Annotated in this window: 24 protein-coding genes and 1 riboswitch; of the genes, 13 read left to right on the forward strand and 11 right to left on the reverse strand. The window is 67.0% G+C overall.

From position 1 onward, the window contains the following. Positions 1 to 73 precede the first annotated feature (73 nt). The 7 genes from ACTJI6_RS01025 to pqqA all read right to left on the reverse strand — a co-directional run bounded on the left by ACTJI6_RS01025 (position 74) and on the right by pqqA (position 4,665). Positions 74 to 631 (reverse strand): cysteine hydrolase family protein, encoded by a 558-nt coding sequence (locus ACTJI6_RS01025; protein ID WP_440797057.1) that lies wholly within the window; start codon positions 629 to 631, stop codon positions 74 to 76. A gap of 10 nt (positions 632 to 641) precedes the next feature. Next, positions 642 to 1,418 carry a quinoprotein dehydrogenase-associated SoxYZ-like carrier gene (locus tag ACTJI6_RS01030; RefSeq protein WP_440797060.1) on the reverse strand — a complete coding sequence of 259 codons (777 nt, stop codon included), beginning with the start codon at positions 1,416 to 1,418 and terminating at the stop codon, positions 642 to 644. 2 nt (positions 1,419 to 1,420) lie between these two features. Then, positions 1,421 to 2,557, reverse strand: coding sequence for a pyrroloquinoline quinone biosynthesis protein PqqE (gene pqqE / locus ACTJI6_RS01035; RefSeq protein WP_440797062.1), 1,137 nt, complete (start codon positions 2,555 to 2,557; stop codon positions 1,421 to 1,423). Further along, positions 2,554 to 2,874, reverse strand: coding sequence for a pyrroloquinoline quinone biosynthesis peptide chaperone PqqD (gene pqqD / locus ACTJI6_RS01040; RefSeq protein ID WP_440797064.1), 321 nt, complete (start codon positions 2,872 to 2,874; stop codon positions 2,554 to 2,556). Before pqqD ends, pqqE begins: the two co-directional genes overlap by 4 nt. Then, positions 2,871 to 3,623: a pyrroloquinoline-quinone synthase PqqC gene (gene pqqC, locus ACTJI6_RS01045; RefSeq protein WP_440797066.1), complete on the reverse strand. Its 753-nt coding sequence runs from the start codon at positions 3,621 to 3,623 to the stop codon at positions 2,871 to 2,873. Before pqqC ends, pqqD begins: the two co-directional genes overlap by 4 nt. Beyond that, the gene (gene pqqB / locus ACTJI6_RS01050) at positions 3,620 to 4,501 is read right to left on the reverse strand and encodes a pyrroloquinoline quinone biosynthesis protein PqqB (protein WP_440797068.1); all 882 of its coding nucleotides are present in this window, start codon (positions 4,499 to 4,501) and stop codon (positions 3,620 to 3,622) included. Before pqqB ends, pqqC begins: the two co-directional genes overlap by 4 nt. Positions 4,502 to 4,572: 71 nt before the next feature. After that, positions 4,573 to 4,665 (reverse strand): pyrroloquinoline quinone precursor peptide PqqA, encoded by a 93-nt coding sequence (gene pqqA, locus ACTJI6_RS01055; RefSeq protein ID WP_043131127.1) that lies wholly within the window; start codon positions 4,663 to 4,665, stop codon positions 4,573 to 4,575. Between the two features lie 139 nt (positions 4,666 to 4,804). Between pqqA and ACTJI6_RS01060 the strand changes: the two genes are divergently transcribed. The 13 genes from ACTJI6_RS01060 to argC all read left to right on the forward strand — a co-directional run bounded on the left by ACTJI6_RS01060 (position 4,805) and on the right by argC (position 20,855). Then, positions 4,805 to 5,857 (forward strand): quinoprotein relay system zinc metallohydrolase 2, encoded by a 1,053-nt coding sequence (locus tag ACTJI6_RS01060; RefSeq protein ID WP_440797071.1) that lies wholly within the window; start codon positions 4,805 to 4,807, stop codon positions 5,855 to 5,857. 82 nt (positions 5,858 to 5,939) lie between these two features. Further along, positions 5,940 to 7,295, forward strand: a complete 1,356-nt coding sequence (locus ACTJI6_RS01065) for an ABC transporter substrate-binding protein (RefSeq protein WP_440797073.1) — start codon at positions 5,940 to 5,942, stop codon at positions 7,293 to 7,295. Positions 7,296 to 7,352: 57 nt separating this feature from the next. Beyond that, positions 7,353 to 8,348, forward strand: coding sequence for a carbohydrate ABC transporter permease (locus ACTJI6_RS01070; protein ID WP_126154041.1), 996 nt, complete (start codon positions 7,353 to 7,355; stop codon positions 8,346 to 8,348). Continuing rightward, positions 8,348 to 9,481, forward strand: coding sequence for a carbohydrate ABC transporter permease (locus tag ACTJI6_RS01075; RefSeq protein ID WP_440797075.1), 1,134 nt, complete (start codon positions 8,348 to 8,350; stop codon positions 9,479 to 9,481). Before ACTJI6_RS01070 ends, ACTJI6_RS01075 begins: the two co-directional genes overlap by 1 nt. After that, positions 9,474 to 11,018, forward strand: a complete 1,545-nt coding sequence (locus ACTJI6_RS01080) for an alpha-amylase family glycosyl hydrolase (protein ID WP_440797077.1) — start codon at positions 9,474 to 9,476, stop codon at positions 11,016 to 11,018. The genes ACTJI6_RS01075 and ACTJI6_RS01080 overlap by 8 nt, the downstream gene beginning before the upstream one ends. Positions 11,019 to 11,037: 19 nt before the next feature. Further along, positions 11,038 to 12,177, forward strand: a complete 1,140-nt coding sequence (locus tag ACTJI6_RS01085) for an ABC transporter ATP-binding protein (protein WP_440797080.1) — start codon at positions 11,038 to 11,040, stop codon at positions 12,175 to 12,177. Between the two features lie 62 nt (positions 12,178 to 12,239). Further along, positions 12,240 to 14,636, forward strand: coding sequence for a membrane-bound PQQ-dependent dehydrogenase, glucose/quinate/shikimate family (locus ACTJI6_RS01090; protein WP_440797082.1), 2,397 nt, complete (start codon positions 12,240 to 12,242; stop codon positions 14,634 to 14,636). 67 nt (positions 14,637 to 14,703) lie between these two features. Continuing rightward, complete coding sequence (locus ACTJI6_RS01095; RefSeq protein WP_440797084.1) at positions 14,704 to 15,648, forward strand: GAF domain-containing protein; 945 nt, start codon at positions 14,704 to 14,706, stop codon at positions 15,646 to 15,648. 127 nt (positions 15,649 to 15,775) lie between these two features. Further along, positions 15,776 to 17,302, forward strand: coding sequence for an aldehyde dehydrogenase (gene adh / locus ACTJI6_RS01100; RefSeq protein ID WP_440797086.1), 1,527 nt, complete (start codon positions 15,776 to 15,778; stop codon positions 17,300 to 17,302). A 66-nt stretch (positions 17,303 to 17,368) separates the two neighbouring features. After that, positions 17,369 to 18,394, forward strand: coding sequence for an alcohol dehydrogenase AdhP (adhP, locus tag ACTJI6_RS01105; protein ID WP_440797088.1), 1,026 nt, complete (start codon positions 17,369 to 17,371; stop codon positions 18,392 to 18,394). A gap of 99 nt (positions 18,395 to 18,493) precedes the next feature. Continuing rightward, on the forward strand, positions 18,494 to 19,552 hold the full coding sequence (locus ACTJI6_RS01110) for a DNA topoisomerase IB (protein WP_440797090.1): 1,059 nt from the start codon (positions 18,494 to 18,496) through the stop codon (positions 19,550 to 19,552). After that, a complete protein-coding gene (locus tag ACTJI6_RS01115) occupies positions 19,549 to 19,878 on the forward strand; it encodes a DUF779 domain-containing protein (RefSeq protein ID WP_440797092.1) in 330 nt (109 codons plus the stop codon). Before ACTJI6_RS01110 ends, ACTJI6_RS01115 begins: the two co-directional genes overlap by 4 nt. A 65-nt stretch (positions 19,879 to 19,943) precedes the next feature. Beyond that, the gene (gene argC / locus ACTJI6_RS01120; RefSeq protein ID WP_440797093.1) at positions 19,944 to 20,855 is read left to right on the forward strand and encodes an N-acetyl-gamma-glutamyl-phosphate reductase; all 912 of its coding nucleotides are present in this window, start codon (positions 19,944 to 19,946) and stop codon (positions 20,853 to 20,855) included. A gap of 39 nt (positions 20,856 to 20,894) precedes the next feature. Here argC and gcvP read toward each other — a convergent pair whose 3' ends face one another. From gcvP to ACTJI6_RS01140, 4 genes are all read right to left on the reverse strand, one after another. Further along, complete coding sequence (gene gcvP, locus ACTJI6_RS01125; protein WP_440797095.1) at positions 20,895 to 23,729, reverse strand: aminomethyl-transferring glycine dehydrogenase; 2,835 nt, start codon at positions 23,727 to 23,729, stop codon at positions 20,895 to 20,897. Positions 23,730 to 23,799: 70 nt separating this feature from the next. Beyond that, positions 23,800 to 24,156 (reverse strand): glycine cleavage system protein GcvH, encoded by a 357-nt coding sequence (gene gcvH, locus ACTJI6_RS01130; protein WP_440797328.1) that lies wholly within the window; start codon positions 24,154 to 24,156, stop codon positions 23,800 to 23,802. A gap of 14 nt (positions 24,157 to 24,170) precedes the next feature. Continuing rightward, the gene (gene gcvT / locus ACTJI6_RS01135) at positions 24,171 to 25,295 is read right to left on the reverse strand and encodes a glycine cleavage system aminomethyltransferase GcvT (RefSeq protein WP_440797097.1); all 1,125 of its coding nucleotides are present in this window, start codon (positions 25,293 to 25,295) and stop codon (positions 24,171 to 24,173) included. 161 nt (positions 25,296 to 25,456) lie between these two features. Continuing rightward, positions 25,457 to 25,546: riboswitch (glycine riboswitch) on the reverse strand. Between the two features lie 65 nt (positions 25,547 to 25,611). Then, a complete protein-coding gene (locus ACTJI6_RS01140) occupies positions 25,612 to 26,391 on the reverse strand; it encodes an SDR family oxidoreductase (protein ID WP_440797099.1) in 780 nt (259 codons plus the stop codon). Between the last annotated feature and the right edge of the window lie 68 nt (positions 26,392 to 26,459).

A 26,459-nucleotide genomic window follows, 5' to 3' on the forward strand; every position in this document is an offset into this window, starting at 1 on the left:
ATTGTAGGCCTGCTGTGCGCCAACGCAAGCCTGCTGATGCGACCAAGGTCGCGGTCCCGCCGGGCCGGGCGCGTCAGGCGGGTTGACCGGCGATCCAGTCCTGCGCGTCCGTGACGGTGGCGTAGCCGAAGGCCAGCCCGCTCATCATCGCGGCATGGACCTGGGCGGCGGGGACGGTCGTGCCCTGGAATTCCAGGTCGCGGGTCGCGCAGGCATCGGCGATCACCGTGGTCTTGTAGCCCAGGTCGGATGCCGCCCGGGTGGCGGCGTCGATGCACATATGGCTCATGGCGCCGACGATCACCACGTCGGTGACGCCGTTGTCGTCCAGGATGCGTTGCAGGCCGGTATCCTTGAAGGCGTTGACGTTGTTCTTGGTCACGACGATCTCGTCCCCCTGCGGCGCCGCAGTCGGGTTGATGCCCGCGCCCTCGCTGCCGGGATGGAAGAACGGCGCCGAATCGTCGGCGAATTCGTGGCGAACATGCACGATCAGGTCGCCGCGTCGGCGGGCGGCGTCCAGCACGGCGCGTGCCTTGGCGGCGGCGTCCTCCATGCCCTCCAGCGGGAATTTTCCGCCGGGGAAATAGTCGTTCTGAATATCGACGGCGATGGTCGCGCGTTTGGTCATGATGGTGTCCTTATCCATTGACGGCATCGAAGCTGTGGTCCCAGGTATTGCCGTCCGTATCCTCGGCATGGACATGGATCGGCTGGCCGTTGGGGGCATAGGCGAAGCGGAACACCGGATCCTCGCTGATCGAGATACCGGCGGCAAGGCTGAACAGCAGGTCGTCGCCCTGCCGGACTTCGAGACGGTCGATGAAATGGGCGGGGATGTTCAGCAGCGTCACCTGGTCGCGTTGCAGGCCCGAGAAATTCGGATGCCGGATCATCAGCGTGCCGATGGTCCGGCCGTCCTGGACGGCGCTTTTCCAGCGCATCTGGCCCATCGTCGCTTCCACCTCGGCCATGTCCTTGCCCGCCGGGGCCGAACAGCCGCCCGAAGCCTTGACGAAGCGGCCCGCCATCACGCGGGTGCCGTTGCCGGTATCGGCGATGGCGCGCACGTCGGAATAGCTGTCCACGCGGACGCGGAATTCGAAATCCAAGGGCGCCATGGCCGGGCCGAAGCTGTATTCGGCGGCGACGGGGGCGGGATTCTCGTCGATCACCAGGGTCACGGCCTGGACCGGCGGAGCGTCGGCGGGCTGGGTCAGGCGGATCGGGACGATGGCGGCCTCGTGTGCGCGGACCGGGGCGTCCAGATCCAGCACGCCCGCGTCCTGCGGCACATCGGCCGACAGGCCCAGCACGGAATCGCGCAGATCGTCCCAGGTCGGCGAATTCTTCAGCGGATTGTCCTGCGCCGCCGCCGGTCCGGCCAGCAGCAGCGCGACAAGGGCAAGGGTCTTCATGTCTAATCCCCTTTTTTCATGCGGCGATAGATGAAGTCGGCGGTGTCGGCCTGGGCATCGGCCTCGGCGCGGGCCACCACGTCGGCGTGGAAGGGCGACCGCGAACAGACAGGATCGGTCGCCCGCGCATCGCCCGCAAGCGCCATGGCCTGGCAGCGGCAGCCGCCGAAATCCACGGTCTTGCGGTCGCAGCCCTGGCAGGGTTCGGGCATCCAGGCGGTGCCGCGAAAGGCGTTGAAGCTGTCCGAATTCAGCCAGATGTCGTCCAGATCCCGGTCGCGCACATTCTCGAAGCGCATCCAGGTGATCGACTGCGCGGCGTGGCAGGGCAGGACGGTTCCGTCGGGCGCGACGTTCAGGCCGGTGGATCCCCAGCCGCCCATGCAGGCCTTGGGATAGACGGCGTGGTGGTCGGCGGGAACATAGTCGATGACCATCCGCCCGCGCAGCCGGATGCGGGCGTCGTTCACCACCTGCCGCGCCGTGGCCGCCTGGTCGCGGGTGGGCATCAGCGCGCGGCGGTTCAGATCCGCCCAGCCGTGAAACTGCACCGTCGCGACCTCGATCCGGCGCGCGCCCAGCCGTTCGGCCAAGTCTATCATGTCGGGCAGGCGTTCCAGGTTCTGGCGATGGACCACGGCGTTGATGGTCAGCGGGAAGCCGATGTCGCGCACCCAGTCGGCGAAACCCATCTTCTTGTCCCAGGATCCGGGATGGCCGCTGATCCGGTCGGCCATGTCGGGGCGGATCCCCTGCAAGGACAGTTGCACGTGATCGACGCCCGCACGGTCCAGTTCTTCCAGCCGGTCGCGCGTGATGCCTATCCCCGAGGTGATGAGGTTCACATACAGGCCCGCATCGCGCGCGTGAGCCACGATCTGCGCCAGATCCCGCCGCGCGCCGGGTTCCCCGCCCGAGACATGGACCTGCAACACCCCCAGGTCGGCGGCCTGGCGAAACACCCGGCCCCAGTCGTCGGCGGTCAGTTCCTGGGCGGCGCGGGTCAGTTCCACGGGGTTCGAACAATAGGGGCAGGCCAGCGGGCAGCGATGCGTCACCTCGGCCAGCATGGCCATGGGCAGGCCGGGGGTGACGGGGTTGCCGTCCAGGTCGCGGGGCTGATGCTGCTGGTCCTTCATGACCTGTCCTTCACAAAGACCATGCGCCGTTCGATCAGTCCGGTCAGAAAATCGCGCACGTCGCCCGCGATCTGATCGTCGGGCGCATTATAGCGAACGGCAAGGTCGTGGACGATTCCGGCCATGCTGCGCTGGCCGTCCAGTTCCGACAGGATCGCATCGCCGATGGCGTCCAGCTGCATGGCCCGTTCGGGGGCCTGCAAGACGCGGATGCCGCGCACCCGGTCATCCGCCAGCCGCACGCCGCGCGGCAGATAGGGAATGTCGTCGGGTTCGATCAGGGCGGCTGGCCTTGGAGGGGCTGGCTGGGCGTTCATTTTGCCATCCCCTCTCCCGGCCGCCAGGCGCCCGGCGGGATGTTGCCCTCGACATAGCCGTGCCACAGCGCGTCAAGCTGCGCCCACAGCACGTCGGTCTTGAAGATCAGCGCCGCCGCCGCCGCGTCCTGTTTTTCCAGCGTGTCGGCATGGGTCAGGACGTAATCCAGCCCGAAGGCCACGTCCTCGGGCGCCTCGGTCAGGCGCTTCTTGAAATAGGACAGGCTGGCGTCGTCGGCGAAATCGTAATGGGCCAGCAGCCCCTCGATCCGCTGGGCATGGATTTTCGGCGCGAACAGTTCCGTCAGACTGGCGGCCACCGCGTCCAGCAAGGGCATGTCGCGGACGAAGCGGACATAGGCCTCCACCGCGAAACGCGTCGCGGGCATGATGCCCACCCCGCTGGCGACATAATCGGGGTCCAGCCCCACAGCCTGCGCCAGGGCCAGCCAGCGGCGGATGCCGCCGCCTTCGGTGACGCCGCCGTCATGATCCGCGATCCGCTTGCGCCAGGCGCGGCGCAGGTCCGGGTCTTCCACCCGCGACATGAAGGCCGCGTCCTTCATCGGGATGCGGGACTGATACATCCAGCGATTGATGACCCAGGCGCGAACCTCGTCCGGGGTGCAATGGCCGCCATGCAGCCGTTCGTGGAACGGATGGCGGTCGTGATAGCGTTCGGCGCCGATGGCGCGCAGCCGGGCCTCGAAATCCTCGCGCGATTGGGCGGTGTCGCGAATATCCTTCACAGCGTGATCTCCATTCCGTCGCGGCCGATCTGCCAGCCAGCGGCCTGCGCTTCGGCGGTCTGCGTGCTGCCGGGATCGGTCAGCGGGTTCGAATTGTTCATGTGGACGAAGACCCGCTGCCCGACGGCCAGGCCGCGCAGGGCGGCAATCGTGTCCACCACCGGCATGTGGCCCATGCGCAGGCCGGTCTTCTGGCCCAGGCCCATGCGGATCATCTCGTCATCCTCCCACAGGGTGCCGTCGAACATCAGCAGGTCGGCGCCTGCGATGCGGTCCAGCAGCCAGCCCGGCAGGTCGGCGCAGCCGGGGATATACAGCGCGCGGCGCCCGTTCGCCGCCAGCTCCACGCCCACGGTGGTTTCGCCGACCAGGCCGGTCTCGACCACCGCGCCTTCCTGATACAGCGGCACCTTGCCCGGCACCGCGAACAGCGTGGCGGTCAGCCCCGGCGCCAGGTCGATGGACTGCTCCAAGGCCACGGTCCGGCGCGGCACCAGATCCTCGCGCAGGGCGGCCAGCATCGGGTTCGCGGACAGCGCCGCATGGATCACGGGCGTCGCATACAGCGCAAACGGCTGGCTTTCGCGCAGCGTCAGCAGCCCCGCCACATGGTCGATATCGCCGTTCGTGACCAGCACCGAGCGCAGCGGCATGTCGCGCAGCCCGGTCGGATGCAGCGCGGGCGTCGCCGCCAGTTGCGCGCGGATGTCGGGCGAGGCGTTCAGGATCGCCCAGTCCCGCCCATCCGCGCTGACCGCGACCGAGCTTTGCGTCATCGCCGGAATACGCCCGGCCCGCGCGGCGTTGCAGTTGCCGCAGCCGCAGTTCCATTGCGGCAGGCCGCCGCCCGCCGCTGCGCCCAGCACGATGATCCGCATGATCCCCCTGACGAAAAGACCCCGCCCGATCGCGTCGGACGGGGCCGGTCATGATGCCTGAAGCGAACGCTTCAGAACAGGACGGGTTCGTCCTCGGCCGGGGCGTACATGTTGATTTCCATGCCGCAGGCGATTTCTTTCAGGATGGGTTTCGTCCAAGCCATGCATTTCCTCCAAATCCACGGCCGCCAGGATGGCGACTGTCTGTGATGTTAGCCCAGAGACAACGCGATTCAACACGACTAAGGTCGGAGGTCACGAAAAGTTGGAACGCGCAACCCGTCACATTGGGAAGATCCGGCAATGTTTCATGCCATCCTATCCGCCTGCCTTGCCGCCAATCCCCCGACCTGCGCCCCCATGACACTGGTCGCGCAGCCGTTTGCGGCCCTGGCGGATTGCAAGGCCCAGGCGCCGCGAATCGCCGAAACGTGGCTGGGGGACCGCCCCTCGCTGGTCCAGGGGGGCCTGTCCTGCGCGCTCCTGGCCGACCTGCCCGCCCTGCCGGTCCAGGCGGTGGCCCAGGGAATCCACGTCCATATCGGCCAGATCGCCCAGTTCGAGGACAGCCCGGACGGCTGGATCGCCAACCTGGGCTTCATCATCGGGCGCGACAGCATCGCGGTGATCGACGCAGGCGCGTCCCGCCAGCAGGGGCAGGCCCTGTTCGCGGCGATCCGGCGCATCAGCGACAAGCCGATCAGCCACCTGATCGTCACCCATATGCACCCCGACCATGCCTTCGGGGCCGAGGTCTTCCGCGAGGCGGGCGCCGCCATCGTCGGCCATGCCCGGCTGGGCGATGCGCTGGCGGCGCGCGGCCCGGTCTATCTGGACAACCTGACCGATCTGTACGGGCCGGGGCCGATGATCGGCACGCGGGTCGTGCTGCCCGACATCGAAGTGGCGGACCGGCTGGACATCGACCTGGGCGGGCGCATCCTGACGCTGACCGCGACCGGCCCGGCGCACAGCGACAACGACCTGACCGTGCGCGACAGCGCCACCGGCACGCTGTTCGCGGGCGATCTGGTGTTTCGCGGGCTGACCCCCATCGTCGATGGATCGCTGCCCGGTTGGCTGGACTGGATGGCTGCGGGCCAGACCGCCGGTCCCATCGTGCCGGGCCACGGGCCGGTCGCGGCGGACTGGCCGCAGGCGGTGGGCGCGCAGCGGGAATTCCTGACTGTCCTGGCCGCCAGCACCCGAAAGGCCGTCGCGCAGGGGTTGCCCCTGTCGCAGGCGGTCCCCGCCATCGTCGCCGCCTTGCAGCCCTTCGCAGCGGACTGGGCATCCTTCCCGGACTCTGCCGCGCGCGACGCGACGGCCGCCTTCAAGGAACTGGAATGGGAATAAGCGTTTGACAGGATGGGTCTTATCAAGAGACCATCGGCACAAATTCTCGCGCATAAGATGCGGAGATCGAAGGGGGAAGGACATGAGGACATCGTTTCATGCGACCGTGGCGATTGCCGCGCTGATGGCCGGCGGCGCCCAGGCGCAGCTGGTGATCGAAAAGGGCAGCGACGACCGCATCGACTGGCAGAGCCTCGAGGATTTCGGCGCCGCCCATTCCGACCTGCAAGGCCAGAGCGTGACGATCCTGGCGCCCTGGCTGGGACCGGACCAAGAGCTTTTCACCTCGATCGCGGCCTATTTCGAGGATGCGACGGGCGCGACCGTGAACTATTCCGGGTCCACCAGCTTCGAACAGCAGATCGTCATCGACAGCGAGGCCGGTTCGCCCCCCGACATCGCCGTGCTGCCGCAGCCGGGGCTGGCGGCGGATCTGGCATCCAAGGGATACCTGCGCGACCTGGGCGAGGACACCGCGCAATGGGTGCGCGACAACTATGCGGCGGGCGACAGCTGGGCCGCGCTTGGCACCTATGCGGGCAAGGACGGAACCGAGCATTTCTTCGCCTTCCCCTACAAGGCCGATGTGAAGTCGCTGGTCTGGTATGTCCCGGAAAACTTCGAGGATGCGGGATACGAGATCCCCACGACCTACGAGGATCTGAAGGCGCTGACCGAACAGATCGCGGCGGACGGCGAAACCCCCTGGTGCATCGGCCTGGCGTCGGGCGGGGCGACCGGCTGGCCCGCCACCGACTGGGTCGAGGATCTGATGCTGCGCCTGAACACGCCCGAGGATTACGACGCCTGGACCACCAACGCGCTGCCCTTCAACGATCCCAAGGTCGTCAAGGCCATCGAGGAATTCGGCTGGTTCGCCAAGAACCCCGATTTCGTGGCGGGCGGCCCGGCCTCGGTCGCGTCGAACGATTTCCGCGAAAGCCCCGCCGGTTTGTTTGCCAGCCCGCCCGCCTGCTACATGCACCGGCAGGCCAGCTTCATCCCGTCCTTCTTCCCCGAAGGCACCGTGGTGGGCGAGGATGCGGATTTCTTCTATTTCCCCGCCCCCGCCGACGGCAGCCTGGGCCAGCCGGTGCTGGGCGGCGGCACGCTGTTCGGGGTTTTCACCGACAACCCGGTGGCGCTGGCCTTCATCGACTTCCTGAAAACCCCCGCCGCGCATGAGTTGTGGATGGCGCAGTCGGGATTCACGACGCCCTATACCGGCGTCAACATGGACGCCTATGCGGATGACACCCAGCGGCGGCTGGGGCAGGTTCTTCTGGACGCGACGGTGTTCCGCTTTGATGGATCGGACCTGATGCCGGGCGCGGTCGGCGCGGGCGCCTTCTGGACGGGGATGGTGAATTTCGTCGGCGGCGCTTCCGCGCAGGACGTGGCCGACCGGATCCAGCAGACCTGGGCCACGCTGAAGTAACGTCCTCGGCGCGGCGGGCCGGCCGCCGCGCCTGTCGTCGGTTCACGAGGTATCGGAATGGAACTGTTCTGGCTGGCCGTCAGCACCATCGCCATCGGCGTCTTCGGCTGCGTGGCGTGGTTCTGGGGATCGAACCTGATCCTGGACCGCATCTATCCCCCGCGCGGGCCGAATGCCGGTGACAATATCCGCAAGGCCAACCAGATCCGCCCCTGGCTGTTCCTGGGTCCGGCGATCCTGTTCCTGGGCGTCTATCTGGTCTATCCGATCTTCGACAGCCTGTGGCGGTCGCTGCACAATGCGCGGGGCACCGACTTCGTGGGCGGCGGCAATTACGCCTGGCTGCTGAACGACGGGAAATTCCGCGAATCCATGCGCAACAACCTGGTCTGGCTGCTGGTGGTGCCGGCTTTGTCCACGCTGTTCGGGCTGATCGCGGCGCAGCTGACCGACCGTCTGAAATGGGGCAATATCGGCAAGTCGCTGATCTTCATGCCGATGGCGATCAGCTTTGTCGGCGCCGGGGTGATCTGGAAATTCATCTATGAATACCGCGCGCCGGGCGAAAACCAGATCGGGTTGCTGAACGCCATCGTCCAGGCCTTGGGGGGTGAGCCGCAGCTGTGGCTGACGCTGATCCCCTGGAACAACCTGTTCCTGATGATCGTGCTGGTCTGGATCCAGACGGGATTCGCCATGGTGATCCTGTCCGCCGCCCTGCGCGGCATCCCCGAGGAAACCATCGAGGCCGCGATCCTGGACGGCGCATCCCCCTGGCAGGTGTTCTTCAAGATCAAGGTCCCGCAGATCATGGGCACCATCGCGGTCGTGTGGACCACCATCACCATCGTCGTCCTCAAGGTCTTCGACATCGTGTTCGTGATGACCAACGGGCAATGGGGCACGCAGGTGCTGGCGAACCTGATGTATGACTGGATGTTCCGCGGCACCCCTGATTACGGGCGCGGATCGGCCATCGCCATCATCCTGATGATCCTGGTCACGCCGATCATGATCTGGAACATCGTCAACGCCCGGCGGGAGGTGCGCTGATGGAGGGCATGGCCGGACAGAAATCGGGTCTTGTCTGGGCGGTCAACATCGCGGCCTTCCTGCTGGTGCTGCTGTGGACCGTCCCGACGCTGGGCCTGCTGGTATCGTCCTTCCGGGATCGCGACCAGATCCTGACCTCGGGCTGGTGGCAGTCGTTTTCCGACCAGCAGGCGACAGGCTTCGTGCGCACCGGCACGGGCGACGATGCGGTCCAGCGGGACGGCGCCTATGTGATCGAGGGCAACGTGCTGGAGGAGGGCCAGTCCCTGATCGCCTGGGGCACCCGCGCCCGCGAACCAGGCGCCTTCCAGCCCGGCGAGACGGCCGAGATCGGCGACGGCTGGCAGGTCACGGTGGCCCCGGACGGCAGCTATCGCATGACCTCGCCCACCCCGTTCGAGATGCGCCGGGGCGAACGGATCTTCGTCACCACCGGGGCGCCCGCCCGGCTGACCACCGAAAACTATGCCCGCGTGCTGACCGCCGAAGGGCTAGGCCGCGCCTTCATGAACACCCTGACGGTGACGATCCCCGCGACCGTCATCCCGATCCTGATCGCGGCCTTCGCCGCCTATGCGCTGGCCTGGATGGAGTTTCCGGGCCGCGCCATCCTGACCGCCGCCGTGGTGGGGCTGCTGGTCGTGCCCTTGCAGGTGGCGCTGATCCCGCTGCTGCGGCTGCACAACGAACTGGGCATCGGCAAGGGATACCTGGGGATCTGGCTGGCCCATACCGGCTTCGGCCTGCCCTTGGCGATCTATCTTCTGCGCAACTACATGGTCGGCCTGCCGCGAGAGGTGATCGAATCCGCCCGCGTGGACGGCGCGACCGAATTCCAGATCTTCCGCAAGATCATCCTTCCGCTGTCTTTTCCGGCATTGGCCAGCTTTGCGATCTTCCAGTTCCTGTGGGTCTGGAACGACCTGCTTGTCGCGACCGTTTTCCTGGGCAACACCAGGGAGCAACTGGTCATGACCGGCGTTCTGCGCGAATTGATGGGATCGAAGGGCGGGGAATGGGAAATCCTTGCCACCTCGGCCTTCATCTCGATCGCGGTGCCGCTGGCCGTGTTCTTTGCGATGCAGAAATATCTGGTTCGCGGATTGCTGGCCGGATCGGTGAAAGGTGGATGACTTGACGGAAAAGACCGTGGATTGGTGGAAGGGCGGCGTGATCTATCAGATCTATCCGCGCAGTTTTCAGGACACGACCGGCGACGGCATCGGCGATCTGGCGGGGATCACGCAGCGCCTGCCCTATGTCGCCTCGCTGGGGGTGGATGCGGTCTGGATCTCGCCCTTCTTCACCTCGCCCATGAAGGATTTCGGCTATGATGTCTGCGATTACCGCGGCGTCGACCCGCTGTTCGGGCGGATGGAGGATTTCGATGTCCTGATCGAACGCGCCCACGAACTGGGCCTGAAGGTGATGATCGACCTGGTGATGTCGCACACCTCGGACCAGCATCCGTGGTTCATCGAAAGCCGGGCCAGCCGCGACAATCCCAAGGCCGACTGGTATGTCTGGGCCGATCCCAAGCCGGACGGAACCGTGCCCAACAACTGGCTGTCGATGTTCGGCGGCACCTCTTGGCAGTGGGATGCGCGGCGCGAACAGTATTATCTGCACAACTTCCTGGCCTCGCAGCCCGACCTGAACTTCCACAACCCGGAAGTGCAGGACGAATTGCTGGACATGGCGAAATTCTGGCTGGACAAGGGCGTGGACGGTTTCAGGCTGGATACCGTCAACTTCTACTTCCACGACGCGCAACTGCGCGACAACCCGCCCTTGGCCAAGGAATTGCGCAAGTCCGACACCGCCCCGGCGGTCAATCCCTACAACCACCAAAGCCACAAGTTCGACAAGTCGCAGCCCGAAAACATCGCCTTCCTGGAACGGATGGCGACGCTGCTGCGCAGCTATGGCGCCGCCGTGATCGGCGAGATCGGCGACAGCGAACGCGCCCTGGAACTGCTGGAGGAATATACCGGCGTCGCGGGCCGGATGCAGATGTCCTATGTCTTCGACTTCCTGTCCGGCCAGGATCTTGCCGCTGCCCGCATCTCCGAGGTGTTCGAAGCCCTGCATTCCGTCGCGCCGAATTCCTGGCCGTGCTGGGCGATGTCGAACCACGACGTGGTGCGCCACATCAGCCGCTGGAACCTGTCGGACCAGGCTGCCAAGGCCTATGCGACGGTGCTGCTGTGCCTGAAAGGCTCTGTCTGCCTGTACCAGGGCGAGGAACTGGGCCTGCCCGAGGCCGAGATCGCCTTCGAGGATTTGCAGGATCCCTATGGCAAGGAGTTCTGGCCGGAATTCAAGGGCCGGGACGGCTGCCGGACGCCGATGGTCTGGGACATGGGCGTGAACGGCGGCTTTTCCACGGCCAAGCCCTGGCTGCCCATTCCCCATACCCATCTGCAGCGCACCGTGGTCGCGCAGGAAGCCGATGCGCAATCCATGCTGCACCATTACCGCTGGGCCATCGGGCTGCGGCGCAAGCATTCGGCGCTGCGCGGCGGCACGATGTCCGACATGTCGGTCGATGGGCCGATCCTGACCTTCACGCGTGCCGACGACAAGCAGACGCTGGAAATCCGCGCCAACCTTTCGGACGACGAGGCGGGGGGCCTGCGTCCGTGGCAGGTGCGGATCATCGAGGGATAGGGGTGCAACGGAGGACGCCATGGCCGATCTGAAACTGACCGATGTCGCCAAATCCTATGGCGAGGTGAACGTCCTGCGCGATATCGACCTGGACATCCGGTCGGGCGAGTTCATCGTCTTCGTCGGCCCCTCGGGCTGCGGGAAATCGACCCTGCTGCGGATGATCGCCGGGCTGGAACGGATCAGCGGCGGCACGCTGGAGATCGACGGCCAGCGGATGAACGACATCCCGCCCAGCCAGCGGGGCATCGCCATGGTGTTCCAGTCCTATGCCCTCTATCCGCACATGACGGTGCGCGACAACATGGCCTTCGCGCTGAAGATCGCGGGCAAGTCGCGGGCCGAGGTGCAGGAGGCAACCGACCGCGCCGGAAGGATGCTGCAACTGACGCCCTATCTGGACCGCTTGCCCAAGGCCCTGTCGGGCGGGCAGCGCCAGCGTGTCGCCATCGGCCGGGCCATCGTGCGCGATCCCAAGGTGTATCTGTTCGACGAACCGCTGTCGAACCTGGACGCCGCGCTGCGCGTCGCGACCCGGATCGAGATCGCGCAGTTGAAGGCTTCGATGCCCGACCGGACGATGATCTATGTCACCCATGACCAGACCGAGGCGATGACCTTGGCCGACCGGATCGTGGTCCTGGCGGGCGGCGGCATCGCCCAGGTCGGCGCGCCGTTGGAACTGTACGAACGCCCGATCAACGAATTCGTGGCGGGCTTCATCGGCAGCCCGGCCATGAACCTGCTGCCCGGCCGCGTGACCGCCGCCGGTCCCGTGACCACCGTCCGGCTTGATGGCGGCGGCACCGCGCAGGCGGCGATCCCGACCCGCGCGGGGGACGAGGGGATGCGCGTCAACATCGGGGTCCGCCCCGAGGATATGCGGGAAACCGACGGTCCCGCGATCTTCGAAGGCGCCGTGGACCTGACCGAGGCCTTGGGCGAAGTGACGCTGCTGTATTTCGGCACGCGCGGCGGCGCCGTGCCGGTCATCGCCAAGCTGCCGGGCATCCATCCGGGCCTGAACGGACGGACGGTGCGCCTGACCGCCGATCCCGCCGCGCTGCATCTGTTCCATGACGGGCAGTCGCTGCTGTATCGGCCGGGGGTCGATCTGCCGCCCTATCGGCCGCGCGCGGCGATGGCCGTGCCCGCCTGAAACCGATCCGACAGGGAACCGCAACCGCCGGTTGGGCGTCACCTTTCGAAAGGGGACAGCCCATGCGCGTATTTCTGACCATCGTCTTTGGCCTGATCGGTGTCATCCTGTTGGCGGGCGGCATCTATCTGATCACTCTGGGCGGATCGCCCTTCATCGGGTTTTCCGGCGCGGCGCTGCTGGTCACGGCGGCTTTCGTCCTGCACCGCAGCGACCTGTCGCGATGGATCTATGCCGGTTTTCTGATCCTGCTGGCAGCCTGGTCGCTGTGGGAATCGGGTTACGACTGGTGGGCGCTGGCGTCCCGCATGGGGATGTTCCTGATCCTGGGCCTTCTGCTGCTGCTGCCCTTCGGCGCGCGGCGGCGTCCGGGGTGGACGGCGCTGGCGGCGGTGACGGTGATCACCGGGGTGGGCCTGCTGGGCAGCCTTGCCACCGACCCGCATGACATCAAGGGCGCGCTGCCCGATCAGATCGCCAATGCCGATCCCGACATGGGACCGCCCGGCGGGCCGCAGGATTGGCTGGCCTATGGCCGCACCAATTTCGGGCAGCGCTTTTCGCCGCTGGATCAGATCACGGCGCAGAACGTGGCGTCTCTGGAAACCGCCTGGACCTATCAGACGGGCGACCTGAAACAGCCCGAGGATACCGACGAGACGACCTATCAGGCGACCCCGATCAAGGTCGGCAACACGCTGTATCTGTGCACGCCGCATAACTGGCTGGTGGCGCTGGATGCCGATACCGGCGCGGAACGCTGGGTCTACAAGGCCGATATCAGCCCCCTGAGCCAGCGCCAGCATCAGACCTGCCGGGGCGTCAGCTATTGGCCGGGCGATGGCGGCGCGGCCCCCGCCGGACCGGCGGCGGTCCTGCCTGCCGATACCGACCATCCGGCGACCCCCGCCGTCGCCGCAGATGCCACGCCCGACGTGCAATGCGACACAAGGCTGTTCATGCCGACCTCTGACGCGCATCTGCTGGCCATCGACCCGACGACCGGCGCGCTGTGCCCGGAATTCGGCGACAACGGATCGTTGAACCTGATCCACAACATGCCGTTCCGGCAGGCGGGGTTCTATTATTCGACCTCGCCACCCGTCATTGTCGGCACCACGCTGGTGATCGGCGGCGCGGTCAACGACAACTATGATGTCAACGCACCGTCGGGCGTGATCCGTGCCTATGACGTGCGCGACGGGCGGCTGCTGTGGAACTGGGATTCCGGCAATCCCGACGCCACCGCGCCCTTCGTCGTGAACGACCCGACGCAGGTTTATACGCCGTCCTCGCCCAACAGCTGGGCGCCCCTGTCGGCGGATCCGGGGCTGGGCCTGGTCTATGTGCCGATGGGCAACCGCACCCCCGACCAGTTGGGCATGTTCCGCAACGAGGCCGAGGAGACTTATGCCAGTTCCGTGGTGGCGCTGGATGTGGCGACGGGACAGGCCCGCTGGGTGCAGCAATTCGTGCATCACGACCTGTGGGACATGGACACGCCCGCCCAGCCGACGCTGCTGGATCTGGACATGCCGCAAGGCCGGGTGCCGGCCCTGGTCGTGCCCACCAAGCAGGGCGATGTCTATGTCCTGAACCGCGAGACGGGTGAGCCGATCCTGCCCATCACCGAACGTCCCGCCCCCCAGGGTACCGTCCCCGAGGATTTCGCGGCCCCGACCCAGCCGGTTTCCGCGCTGTCCTTCGAGCCCGAGCCGCTGACCGAATCGAAGATGTGGGGCGCCACGCTGGTCGACCAGATGCTGTGCCGCATCCAGTTCCGCCAGTTGCGGTATGAAGGCCGCTATACGCCCCCGTCGCTGCAAGGCACGATCGTCTATCCCGGCAATTTCGGGGTCTTCAACTGGGGCGGCATCGCCGTCGATCCGCGCCGTCAGGTGATGTTCGGAATGCCGCTGCAACTGGCCTTCACCTCGCGCCTGGTGCCTGCCGCCGAAGCGGAAGGGGCGACCAATTCCGGCGAACAGGGGCTGAATTCCAACACCGGCGCGCCCTATGCGGTCGAGATGGGGCCGTTCCTGTCGCCCATCGGCGTGCCCTGCCAACAGCCGCCCTGGGGCTTCGTCGCGGGCGCCGACCTGCGCACCGGCGAGATCGCCTGGAAGCACCGCAACGGCACCACCATGGACATGACGCCGCTGCCGATCCCGCTGCCCCTGGGGATGCCGGGCATCGGCGGGCCGGTCGTCACCGGGTCGGGCGTGGTGTTCCTGGCCGCCGCCGTGGACAATTACCTGCGCGCCTATGACCTGACCACCGGGGCCGAACTGTGGCGCGGGCGTCTGCCTGCGGGCGGGCAGGCCACGCCGATGACCTATCTGGACAGCCAGGGGCGGCAGGTGGTGGTGCTGGTCGCGGGCGGGCACGGGTCCATCGGCACCGATCTGGGCGATTATGTGCTGGCCTGGCGGCTGCCTGCGGGGACCGGGGGCAATTAGCCCTTGGTCCTATTGCCGACTTGCATGTTATACTGTCCGCTACCGACCGAGGAGGAGCCGGCCCGGTATGCGTCACGCGGATTACGTCGCAAGACAGTCGCAGTCGAATTCAGCGACCTCGGCCCTGACAGCGTCATGGCGGCGGTCGCTGTTCAAGCACGGGCTGGATCCGGCCGACGCCCGCCGCCCCGAACGGCTGACGCTTGAGGAACTGAGCCAGCGTCGGCAGGCCATGGATCCGTTCCTGCGCGTGGCCGCCCCGCAACTGGATCAGTTGTTCAATCTGGTGGGGCTGTCGGGCTGCAACGTGATGCTGACCGATGCCGACGGGGTGGTGCTGGACCAGCGGGTGAATGGCGCGGATGCCGAACAGTTCCGCGACTGGGGGCTGTGGCAGGGCACTCTGTGGTCCGAGGCCGTGCAGGGAACCAACGGCATAGGCACCTGCCTGGCCGAGGGGCGGCAGGTCACCATCCACCGCGACGAACATTTCCATACCCGCAACACCGGCATGTCCTGCATGGACGCGCCGATCTGGGGGCCGGACGGGCGGTTGCTGGCGGCGCTGGATGTCAGCTCTGCCCGCGCCGAGCAGACCGAACGCTATAACCGGCTGATCTCGGCCCAGGTGGCGCAGACCGCGCGGGCCATCGAAGCCGTGTTCTTCCGCGCCAGCTTTCCCGACGCGCGCATCGTCGTGGCCGACGACACGGCGGACGCCGCTGTCCTGCTGGCGGTGGACCAGGACGATCTGGCCATCGGCGCCACCCGCGCCGCGCGCCGCGCCCTGGGGCTGGAACGCGAAGGCGCGATCCGCCCGCGCCCGGCCGCCGACCTGCTAGGCCGCGACGACGATCTGACCGGCTTCGACAAGGCCGAACGCGCCGCCGTGGTCCGCGCGCTGGCCCGGTCCGACGGCAATGTCTCGGCCGCCGCGCGCGCCTTGGGGATCGGGCGGGCGACGCTGTATCGCCGCATGTCCCGGCTGGGACTGGCGGAAAAATCCGGCTGACTGTCTCATGGTTGAGACAGGGCCGTGTCACGGCACGGCAAGGGCGGTTGCAACGAATCGTGTACCCGCCAAGCTGTGACCCATACCCGGAGAGGGAGACTCCGGGCCATTTCCAGAGGAGGAAACGATGCCGAACGACCAGACGCACGAATTCAAGGGCGTGGGCGTGATGCCCTTTGCCAAGCGCTACGACAACTTCATCGGCGGGCAGTGGACCGCGCCGAAGTCGGGCAAGTATTTCACCAACACCACCCCCATCACCGGCGCCGAGATCGGCGAGATCGCCCGATCCAACGCCGACGACATCGAGGCGGCGCTGGACGCCGCCCATGCCGCCAAGGACAAATGGGGCCAGACCTCGGCCGCGGAACGGTCGCTGATCCTGCTGCGCATCGCCGACCGGATGGAACAGAACCTGGAACTGCTGGCGACGGCGGAAACCTGGGACAACGGCAAGCCGATCCGCGAGACGATGGCCGCCGACCTGCCGCTGGGCATCGACCATTTCCGCTATTTCGCGGGCGTGCTGCGCGCCCAGGAAGGCGGGATTTCGGAAATCGACCACGACACAGTGGCCTATCACTTCCACGAACCGCTGGGCGTCGTGGGCCAGATCATCCCGTGGAACTTCCCGCTGCTGATGGCGGTGTGGAAGCTGGCGCCCGCGCTGGCCGCCGGGAACTGCGTGGTGCTGAAGCCCGCCGAACAGACCCCCGCCAGCATCATGGTCTTCGTGAACCTGATCGCCGACCTGCTGCCGCCGGGCGTGCTGAACGTCGTCAACGGCTTCGGGCTGGAGGCGGGCAAGCCCTTGGCCAGCAATCCGCGCATCGCCAAGATCGCCTTCACCGGGGAAACCACCACCGGCCGGCTGATCATGCAATATGCCAGCGAAAACCTGATCCCGGTGACGCTGGAGCTGGGCGGCAAGTCGCCCAACATCTTCTTCGAGGATGTGCTGCGCGAGGATGACGATTTCTTCGACAAGGCCCTGGAAGGCTTCGCGATGTTCGCGCTGAACCAGGGCGAGGTCTGCACCTGCCCGTCGCGCGTGCTGATCCAGGAATCGATCTACGACCGCTTCATCGAACGCGCGCTGAAACGCGTCGAGGCGATCAAGCAGGGCGATCCGCGCGACAGCGCCACGATGATCGGCGCGCAGGCATCGTCGGAGCAGAAGGAAAAGATCCTTTCCTACTTCGACATCGGCCGCAAGGAAGGCGCCGAGGTTCTGATCGGCGGCGAGGCGGCCGACCATGGCGGGGAACTGTCGGGCGGCTATTACATCAAGCCGACCGTGTTCCGCGGCAACAACAAGATGCGGATCTTCCAGGAAGAAATCTTCGGCCCGGTGGTGTCCGTGACCACCTTCAAGGACCAGGACGAGGCGCTGTCGATCGCCAATGACACGCTGTACGGCCTGGGCGCGGGCATCTGGTCGCGCGAAGCCAATACCTGCTACCGCTTCGGCCGCGCGATCAAGGCGGGCCGGGTCTGGACCAACTGCTATCACGCCTATCCGGCCCATGCGGCCTTCGGCGGCTACAAGCAGTCGGGCATCGGGCGCGAGAACCACAAGATGATGCTGGACCACTATCAGCAGACCAAGAACATGCTGGTCAGCTACAGCCCCAAGAAGCTGGGCTTCTTCTGACGACGGCTGGCCGTCATGCCACCGGGGCGGGCCGCAAGGCCCGTCCCACCACTGAAAGGAACCGTCATGGCGAAAACCATGAAAGCCGCCGTCGTGCGCGAATTCGGCAAACCCCTGTCGATTGACGAGGTGCCGATCCCCGAACCCGGCCCCGGCATGATCCAGGTGCAGATCAAGGCATCCGGCGTCTGCCACACCGACCTTCACGCAGCCGAGGGCGACTGGCCCGTCAAGCCGAAGCCCCCCTTCATTCCGGGGCATGAGGGTGTGGGCTTCGTGTCCGCGGTGGGCCAGGGCGTGCGGCATGTGAAGGAGGGCGACCGGGTGGGCGTGCCCTGGCTCTATTCCGCCTGCGGCTTCTGCAAGCATTGCCTGGGCGGATGGGAGACGCTGTGCGAAAGCCAGCAGAACACCGGCTATTCGGTCAATGGCGGTTTCGCGGAATATGTGGTGGCCGATCCGAACTATGTGGGCCATCTGCCCAAGAACGTCGATTTCGCCGAAATCGCGCCGGTTCTGTGCGCGGGCGTCACCGTCTACAAGGGGCTGAAGGTGACGGACACCAAGCCGGGCGACTGGGTGGTCATTTCCGGCATCGGCGGCCTGGGCCATATGGCGGTGCAATATGCCAAGGCGATGGGCCTGAATGTCGCTGCCGTCGACATCGACGACGAAAAGCTGGCCTTTGCCCGCACGCTGGGTGCCACCGTCACCGCCAATGCCATGACCGAGGATCCGGTGGCGAAGATCCGCAAGGAGACCGATGGCGGCGCGCAGGGCGTGCTGGTCACCGCCGTCAGCCCCAAGGCCTTCCAGCAGGCCGTTGGCATGGTCGGGCGGGGCGGCACCGTGTCGCTGAACGGCTTGCCGCCGGGGGATTTCCCGCTGGACATCTTCGGCATGGTCCTGAACGGCGTCACCGTGCGCGGATCCATCGTCGGCACCCGGCTGGACTTGCAGGAATCGCTGGACTTCGCCGCCGACGGCAAGGTCAAGGCCACCATCCACAAGGCCCGGCTGGAGGATGTGAACGACATCTTCGCCCGGATGCACAAGGGCCAGATCGAAGGCCGCATGGTGATGGAGATCTGACCGCTTCCGTCCCGCGTCTGTCGCCGTCCCCTCCTGCGGCGCAACCAAAGGCGCGGGGCGGTGTTGATCCGAAAGCCTCCCGCTTTCGGATCAACGCCCATGCCCGACGATGCCGTCATCCCCGACCCGCGCGACGCCGCGAAAGAGGCGGGGCTGATCTATGTGAACGACGACATGCCCGGGATCACCCGGCAGCGGTCCGGCACGGGGTTTTCCTATCGCGGCCCCGACGGCAAGACGATCACCGACAAGGCCGAACGGGCGCGGCTGGCCTCGCTGGCGATCCCGCCCGCCTATACCGATGTCTGGATCTGTCCCGATCCGCGCGGCCATGTCCAGGCCACCGGCCGCGATGCCAAGGGGCGCAAGCAATACCGATACCACCCCGATTTCCGCGCCATCCGCGACGGCGCCAAATACGACCACATGCTGGACTTCGCCCATGTGCTGCCGCAGATCCGCGACCGGGTGGACCAAGACATGTCGCGGCCCGGACTGCCTGCCGAAAAACTCGTGGCGACCGTGGTGCATCTGCTGGAAAACACCATGATCCGCGTGGGCAACGCCGATTACGCGCGGCAGAACAAGTCGCACGGGCTGACCACCCTGCGCGACCGGCATGTGAAGATCGACGGCAGCCAGATCCGGTTCCGCTTCAAGGGCAAGTCGGGCAAGGAATGGAACTTGGGCCTGCGTGACCGCCGCGTGGCCCGGATCGTGCGCGCCGCCCAGGACATCCCCGGCCAGCACCTGTTCCAGTATCTGGACGAGGACGGCCAGCGGCAGAAGATCACGTCGACCGAGGTGAACGCCTATCTGCGCGACATCTCGGGGCGGAACGTCACCGCCAAGGATTTCCGCACCTGGACCGGCACGGTTCTGGCCGCCTTGGCGCTGGCCGAATACGAGGCCGTGGACAGCCAGGCGGCCGCCAAGCGCAACATCCGCGAGGCGATCGAGCAGGTCGCGGCGCGCCTTGGCAACACGCCCACGATCTGCCGAAAATGCTATGTCCATCCCCAGGTGATCGATTCCTATCTGGCGGACGAATTGAAGCTGGAATTGCAGGACGAAATCGCCGAGGATCTGCAAAAGACCGGCCTGCGCCCCGAGGAACGTCAGGTGCTGGAGTTCCTGAAGAAGAGGTTGAAGACATGAGCAAGGTTTCCGCGACCCCCGCCGCCCTTGACCTGATCGCCGAAATCACCGCCGAGCACGGCCCTGTCCTGTTCCACCAGTCCGGCGGCTGCTGCGACGGATCCTCGCCCATGTGCTATCCGCAGGGCGATTTCCGCGTGGGGGACCGCGACGTGAAGCTGGGGGAAATCGGCGGCGCGCCCTTCTACATCAGCGCCTCCCAGGCCGAGGCCTGGGCGCATACCGACCTGATCATCGATGTGGTGCCGGGACGCGGCGGCATGTTCAGCCTGGACAACGGGCGGGAAAAGCGGTTCCTGACCCGCTCGGAAATCTGCTCGATCTGATCGCGCGCCGATTGGCAGGGGGGCGGCGGTCCCCTATAACCCCCGCAGCAAACGGGGATCGGACCATGGCACACAGCGTTTTCATCGATGGCGAGGCGGGCACCACGGGCCTGCAAATCCGCGAGCGGCTGGAAACGCGCGACGACATCCGCCTGATCCAGATCGACCCGGCCCGGCGCAAGGATGCCGACGCCCGGCGCGAGGCCTTCGCCCAGGCCGACGTGGCGATCCTGTGCCTGCCCGACGACGCCGCCCGCGAGGCCGTGGCCCTGGCAGGCGGTCTGGACACGCGGATCATTGATGCCTCGACGGCGCATCGGGTGGCCCCGGACTGGGCCTTCGGCTTCCCGGAACTGAACGCCGCCGCGCGCGACCGCATCGCGGGTGCCCGGCTGGTCAGCAATCCCGGCTGCTATTCCACCGGCGCCATCGCCATTCTTGCCCCCCTGGTCGCGGCGGGCCTGGTCGCCCCGGACGAGGCGCTGTCGATCAATGCCGTCAGCGGCTATACCGGCGGCGGCAAGGCGCTGATCGCGGAATATGACAGCGGCGCGGCACCCGCGCATTTCGTCTATGGCCTGACCCAGCGGCACAAGCATATCCCGGAAATCATGGCCCATGCGGGCCTGACCCGGCAGCCGGTCTTCGCGCCCTCGGTCGGGAACTTCGCCCAAGGCATGGCGGTGCAGGTGCCGCTGTTCCTGAACGACCGGCGGACGCTGGACGGCCTGATCCGCGCCCTGGCCGACCACTATGCCGGGCAGCGGTTCATCGAGGTCGCCACGGGGACGGGTCCGCGCATCGTGCCGACGGATCTGAACGATACCAACCGCCTGCGCATCACCGTCCAGGGCGATGCTGAAAACGGCTGCGCGACGGTGGTTGCGGTGCTGGACAACCTGGGCAAGGGCGCGTCGGGCGCGGCGGTCCAGAATCTCAACATCATGCTGGGCGTGGACGAGGCGATCAGCCTCTAGCCGCGAAGGCGGCACCGGGCAGGGCCGGTGCCGGTCCAGTCACTCGGCCGCCTCGGCATAGCTTTCCAGCGGCGGGCAGGTGCAGACCAGGTTGCGGTCGCCATAGGCGTTGTCGACCCGGCCCACCGGCGGCCAGTACTTGTCCACCCGGAACGCCCCCGGCGGGAAGCAGCCCTGTTCGCGCGAATAGGCGCGGTCCCAGTCGGCGATCAGATCCTCGACCGTGTGCGGCGCGTGACGCAGAGGGCTTTGATCGGCGGGGATGCGGCCCTCGGCCACCTCGGTGATCTCGGCCCGGATCGCCAGCATCGCGGTGATGAAGCGGTCGATCTCGGCCTTGGTTTCCGATTCCGTGGGTTCCACCATCAACGTCCCCGCCACCGGCCAGCTCATCGTCGGGGCATGGAAACCGTTGTCGATCAGGCGTTTGGCGATATCGTCCACGGTCACGCCATGGTCGGCGAAGGGACGCGTGTCGATGATGCATTCATGCGCCACCCGGCCCCGGTTGCCCATGAACAGGATCGGATAGGCCCCGGCCAGCCGGGACGCGATATAGTTCGCGTTCAGGATCGCCACCCGCGTGGCCTGGGTCAGCCCGGCCCCGCCCATCATCAGGCAATAGGCCCAGGAAATCAGCAGGATCGACGCCGAGCCATAGGGCGCCGCGCTGACCGCGCCGTCGCCCGATTGCGGATCGCCCGGCAGGAAGGGCGCCAGATGCGCCTTGACCCCTATCGGCCCCATGCCGGGGCCCCCGCCGCCATGCGGGATCGCGAAGGTCTTGTGCAGGTTCAGGTGGCTGACATCGCCGCCGATCTCGCCCGGTTTCACCAGGCCGACCAGGGCGTTCATGTTGGCCCCGTCGATATAGACCTGCCCGCCATGCTCATGCGTGATGCGGCACACGTCGCGCACCGTGTCCTCGAAGACGCCGTGGGTGCTGGGATAGGTGATCATCACCGCCGCCAGCTTGTCGCCGGCCTTCGCGGCCTTGTCGGCAAAATCTTCCAGATCAATATCGCCGTTCGGCGCGGATTTCACGACCACAACCTTCATTCCGGCCATCTGCGCACTGGCAGGATTGGTGCCATGCGCGCTGACCGGGATCAGGCAGACATCGCGATCCTCGCCGCGCGACTTGTGATAAGCGGCAATCGTCAGCAGCCCCGCATATTCCCCCTGCGCGCCGCTGTTCGGCTGCATGGAAAAGGCGTCGTATCCGGTGATCCGGCACAGCTTGTCGGTCAGATCGGCGATGGCCTCGGCATAGCCCGCCGCCTGGTCGGCCGGGGCAAAGGGATGCAGCGCGCCGAATTCCGGCCAGGTGATCGGCATCATCTCGGCCGCCGCGTTCAGCTTCATCGTGCAACTGCCCAGCGGGATCATTGCCCGGTCTAGGGCAAGGTCGCGGTCCGACAGGCGGCGCATGTAACGCATCATCTCGGATTCGGCGCGGTTCATGTGGAAGACCGGATGGGTCAGGTAATCCGTCCCGCGCAGCAGCGCCTCGGGGATCGCCGGGGCCTGCGCGGGCGCGGGGGCATCGGTGATGCCGAAGGCGTCCAGCAGGCGTGTGATCACATCGGCATCGGTCGTTTCATCGACGCTGATGCCTACCCGGTCGCGGCCGACGCGGCGCAGGTTGATGCCGCGATGCTGCGCGGCGGCCAGGATGCCCGCCTGGCCAACGCCGACCTTGACGGTGATCGTGTCGAAGAACGCATCCGGCGCGACCTCGGCCCCCGCCGCGCGCAGGGTCTCGGCAATCGTGACCGCGTGCAGGTGCACCCGCTGGGCGATGGCGCGCAGACCCACCGGGCCGTGGAAGACGGCGTAGAAGGACGCCATCACCGCCAGCAGCGCCTGCGCCGTGCAGACATTGCTGGTCGCCTTCTCGCGGCGGATATGCTGTTCGCGGGTTTGCAGCGACAGGCGATAGGCCTTGTTGCCCTTGGCGTCGATGCTGACGCCCACGATCCGTCCCGGCATGGCGCGTTTCAGCTCGTCGCGGCAGGACATGAAGGCGGCGTGCGGCCCGCCATAGCCCATCGGCACCCCGAACCGTTGCGCCGATCCGACCGCAATGTCCGCCCCCATCGCCCCCGGTTCCTTCAGCAGGCACAGCGCCAGCAGATCCGTCGCCACCACCGCCAGCGCGCCCGCCGCGTGCAGGGCCGTAATCTCGGGGGTCAGGTCGCGGATATGGCCATAAGTGCCAGGATACTGGAAGATCGCGCCAAAGACCTGATCCGCCTGAAGATCGTCGATCGAGGCCTTGACGATGCGGATCCCCAGCGGCGCGGCCCGCGTCTCGATCACGGCGATGGTCTGCGGATGCAGGTCATGGGCCACGAAAAAGGCGTCCGCCTTGGACTTCGACTGCCGCCGCGCCATGGCCATCGCCTCGGCCGCCGCCGTCGCCTCGTCCAGCAGGGATGCATTCGCCACCGGCAGTCCCGTCAGATCGGCCACCATGGTCTGGAAATTCAGCAGCGCTTCAAGCCGCCCCTGGGCGATTTCGGGCTGATAGGGGGTATAGGCGGTGTACCAGGCAGGGTTTTCCAGGATGTTGCGCTGGATCGCCGGGGGCGTGACCGTCCCGTAATAGCCCTGGCCGATCAGGCTGGTCATGACCCGGTTCTTCGCCGCCACCTGCCGCATCCGCTCCAGCAGCGCGGCCTCGGACAAGGCGGGCCAGTCCAGCGCGCTGTCCTGCCGGATCGCGGCGGGCACCGTCTGGCCGATCAGCGCGTCCAGGCTGTCGGCGCCGACCGCCTTCAGCATCTCGGCCATTTCGGCCGGAGAGGGTCCGATATGGCGGCGGTTCGCGAAATCGTCGGGGTTATAGTCGGTCGGGGTCCAGCGGGTCATGCGCGCCACATCTTCTGTGTAAAAAGTATCCTCGGGGGGTCCGGGGGGCGAAGCGCCCCCGGCGATGGCCTCAGCCGATCAGCGCCTGATAGGCGGCATCATCCATGAAGCCGTCCAGACTGGTGCCCTGGGCGGGCCTGATGCGGAAGAACCAGGCGGCAAGGGGGTCGTCGTTCACGCTGCCCGGCGTATCGGCCAGGGCGGTGTTCACCGCCGTGATCACACCCGAGATCGGCGCCGCGATGTCGGATGCGGCCTTGACCGATTCGATCACCACCACCTCGTCGCCCGCCTCGACCTCGCGGCCTTCCTCGGGCAGTTCGATGAACACCACGTCGCCCAGTTGCTCGCTGGCATGGGGGGTGATGCCCACGACGATCTCATCGCCCTCGGCGCGCAGCCATTCGTGGTCCTCGGTGTATTTCAGCATCGGGTCGCTCCTCAGCGTTTGTAGGATGGCGTGATGAAGGGCAGGGGGGTGATCGCGGCGGGCAGCCGCTTGCCGCGCAATTCGGCATAGAGGGTGGCGCCGTCGGGCAGCGCGGCGGGCAGGCGCGCCATAGCGATGGGCGCGCCCACCGAAGGCCCGAACCCGCCCGAGGAAACATGGCCGATCGGCGCGCCGCCCGAAGGTTCGGCAAAGATCGCCACGCCCTCGCGGATCGGGGCGCGGCCTTCGGGGCGCAGGCCCCGGCGGATCATCGCGGGACCGTCCGCCAGTTCGGCCAGCACCGCCTCGGCACCCGGAAAGCCGCCCGCCCGCGCCCCGCCCGTCCGGCGGACCTTGGGGATCGACCAGGCCAGTCCTGCCTGCGCGGGCGTGACCCCGGTATCCATGTCATGGCCGTAAAGCGGCATCCCCGCCTCCAGCCGCAGGCTGTCGCGGGCGCCCAGGCCGATGGGCGCGACCTCGGGCCGGTCCAGCAGATCTTCGGAGAATTCGCGCAGCCGCGCCTCGGGAACCGAGATCTCGAACCCGTCCTCGCCGGTATAGCCGGACCGGGACACCCACAGATCGACCCCTTTCCAGGGCAGGATCCGGCTGTCCATGAAGCGCATGTCCGCAGCCTCCGGCACCAGCCGGGCCAGAACCTCTGCGGCCTGCGGGCCTTGCAGCGCCAGCAGCCCGCGATCCGTGACGGGCGTCACCGTGACGCCGCCAAGGCCGCCCATATGGGCGATGTCGTGTTCCGCGCGGGCGGCGTTGACCACCAGCAGGAAATGATCGCCGCGGTTGGCGAACATCAGGTCGTCCAGGATGCCGCCGGCATCGCCGGTGAACAGCCCGTAACGCTGGCGGCCCGGCGCAAGGCCCAGCACATCCGCAGGGATCAGGCTTTCCAGGGCCAGGGCGGCCGCAGCCATATCGCCGTCCTGCGGTGTGATCACAACCTGCCCCATATGGCTGACATCGAACAGCCCGGCTTGCGCGCGGGTATGCAGATGTTCGGCCAGCACCCCTTTCGGATACTGGACAGGCATCTCCCATCCGGCAAAGGGCACCATCCGGGCGCCCAGCGACAGGTGCAGGTCGTGCAGCGGGGTCCGGCGCGGATCGTCGGTCATGCGACCTCCTTCTCTCAAACAGCCGGGCAGCCGGCATCGGGTGGCGGGCGGTTCGCCCGGTCGATGCCCCCTCTGTCCCTGCCCCGTCCGGTCAGACCGGATCGGGACGCCTGAGATCGTTATCCCTTCGGCGGGCGCGGCGCGCCACTCTCCAGAGTTTTTGGCGGAAAGCGGTCCTTCTGCCTGAGAGTTCGCCGGGGCGGCTGCTCCTTCGGCACTGGCGCGGGGCCAGCTTCTCCCGAATTCCGATGGATGAGAGCTAGCCGGGCCGCGGACGCAAGGCAAGCCTTTTGTCGTAGCCCGGCGTCCGTCCCGGTTACAGCGTCGCGTTCAGCGCGCCGCCGTCCAGCAGCAGGTTCTGGCCGACGATGAACTTCGCCTGCTGGCTGCACAGAAAGGCGCAGGCGGCGCCGAAGTCGCCGGGATCGCCATAGGTGCCGGTCGGGATCCCCGCCTGCCGCTGGCGCCGCGCTGTTTCCATGTCGATGCCCTGCTTTTCCATCACGCCCCTGTCCAGGCTGACGGCGCGGTCGGTCGCGTGGATGCCGGGCAGGATGTTGTTCACGCAGACCCCGTGCCCCGCCACCTGCCGCGACATGCCCGCGACAAAGCCGGTCAGCCCGGTGCGCGCGGTGTTCGACAGCCCCAGGGCCGCGATGGGCGATTTCACCGACTGAGAGGTGATGTTGACCACCCGGCCCCAGCCGCGATCCATCATGCCGGGCACCAGGGCCTGCATCAGCGCGATGGCCGACAGCATGTTGGCGTCAAGGGCGCGGATGAAGTCGTCGCGGCTCCAGTCCCGCCAGTCGCCCGGCGGCGGGCCGCCCGCGTTCGTGACCAGGATGTCGGCCTGGCCTACGGCCTCCAAGACCCTGGCGCGGCCTTCGTCGGTGGTGATATCGGCCGCGACCGGGGTGACGCCGACGCCGTATTTTGCGGCGATTTCCTTGGCCGTGCGGGTGATGTCGGCCTCGGTCCGGCTGTTGATGACCAGATCCACGCCCGCCTCGGCCAGCGCCTCGGCGCAGCCGCGCCCCAAGCCCTTCGACGCCGCGCAGACCAGCCCCCGCTTTCCCCTGATGCCCAGATCCATTGCCATCTCCTGTTGCTGGCCGCAGGATGCCCGTGCAGGGCCGAATGTCAAACGGAAGGGACCATGCC

Origin of the sequence: Paracoccus sp. 22332, from assembly GCF_052045125.1 — a bacterium.
Lineage (GTDB): Bacteria > Pseudomonadota > Alphaproteobacteria > Rhodobacterales > Rhodobacteraceae > Paracoccus > Paracoccus haematequi_A.

Bases quoted from the DNA above. Each gene is read 5' to 3' on its own strand.
- ACTJI6_RS01025 (WP_440797057.1), bottom strand. From the start codon at position 631: ATGACCAAACGCGCGACCATCGCCGTCGATATTCAGAACGACTATTTC.
- ACTJI6_RS01075 (WP_440797075.1), top strand. From the start codon at position 8,348: ATGGAGGGCATGGCCGGACAGAAATCGGGTCTTGTCTGGGCGGTCAAC.
- ACTJI6_RS01140 (WP_440797099.1), bottom strand. From the start codon at position 26,391: ATGGATCTGGGCATCAGGGGAAAGCGGGGGCTGGTCTGCGCGGCGTCG.
- ACTJI6_RS01115 (WP_440797092.1), top strand. From the start codon at position 19,549: ATGAGCAAGGTTTCCGCGACCCCCGCCGCCCTTGACCTGATCGCCGAA.
- gcvT (WP_440797097.1), bottom strand. From the start codon at position 25,295: ATGACCGACGATCCGCGCCGGACCCCGCTGCACGACCTGCACCTGTCG.
- ACTJI6_RS01060 (WP_440797071.1), top strand. From the start codon at position 4,805: ATGTTTCATGCCATCCTATCCGCCTGCCTTGCCGCCAATCCCCCGACC.
- pqqA (WP_043131127.1), bottom strand. From the start codon at position 4,665: ATGGCTTGGACGAAACCCATCCTGAAAGAAATCGCCTGCGGCATGGAA.
- argC (WP_440797093.1), top strand. From the start codon at position 19,944: ATGGCACACAGCGTTTTCATCGATGGCGAGGCGGGCACCACGGGCCTG.
- adhP (WP_440797088.1), top strand. From the start codon at position 17,369: ATGGCGAAAACCATGAAAGCCGCCGTCGTGCGCGAATTCGGCAAACCC.
- ACTJI6_RS01085 (WP_440797080.1), top strand. From the start codon at position 11,038: ATGGCCGATCTGAAACTGACCGATGTCGCCAAATCCTATGGCGAGGTG.
- ACTJI6_RS01065 (WP_440797073.1), top strand. From the start codon at position 5,940: ATGAGGACATCGTTTCATGCGACCGTGGCGATTGCCGCGCTGATGGCC.
- pqqD (WP_440797064.1), bottom strand. From the start codon at position 2,874: ATGAACGCCCAGCCAGCCCCTCCAAGGCCAGCCGCCCTGATCGAACCC.
- gcvP (WP_440797095.1), bottom strand. From the start codon at position 23,729: ATGACCCGCTGGACCCCGACCGACTATAACCCCGACGATTTCGCGAAC.
- ACTJI6_RS01030 (WP_440797060.1), bottom strand. From the start codon at position 1,418: ATGAAGACCCTTGCCCTTGTCGCGCTGCTGCTGGCCGGACCGGCGGCG.
- ACTJI6_RS01110 (WP_440797090.1), top strand. From the start codon at position 18,494: ATGCCCGACGATGCCGTCATCCCCGACCCGCGCGACGCCGCGAAAGAG.
- adh (WP_440797086.1), top strand. From the start codon at position 15,776: ATGCCGAACGACCAGACGCACGAATTCAAGGGCGTGGGCGTGATGCCC.
- pqqE (WP_440797062.1), bottom strand. From the start codon at position 2,557: ATGAAGGACCAGCAGCATCAGCCCCGCGACCTGGACGGCAACCCCGTC.
- ACTJI6_RS01070 (WP_126154041.1), top strand. From the start codon at position 7,353: ATGGAACTGTTCTGGCTGGCCGTCAGCACCATCGCCATCGGCGTCTTC.
- ACTJI6_RS01090 (WP_440797082.1), top strand. From the start codon at position 12,240: ATGCGCGTATTTCTGACCATCGTCTTTGGCCTGATCGGTGTCATCCTG.
- ACTJI6_RS01095 (WP_440797084.1), top strand. From the start codon at position 14,704: ATGCGTCACGCGGATTACGTCGCAAGACAGTCGCAGTCGAATTCAGCG.
- pqqB (WP_440797068.1), bottom strand. From the start codon at position 4,501: ATGCGGATCATCGTGCTGGGCGCAGCGGCGGGCGGCGGCCTGCCGCAA.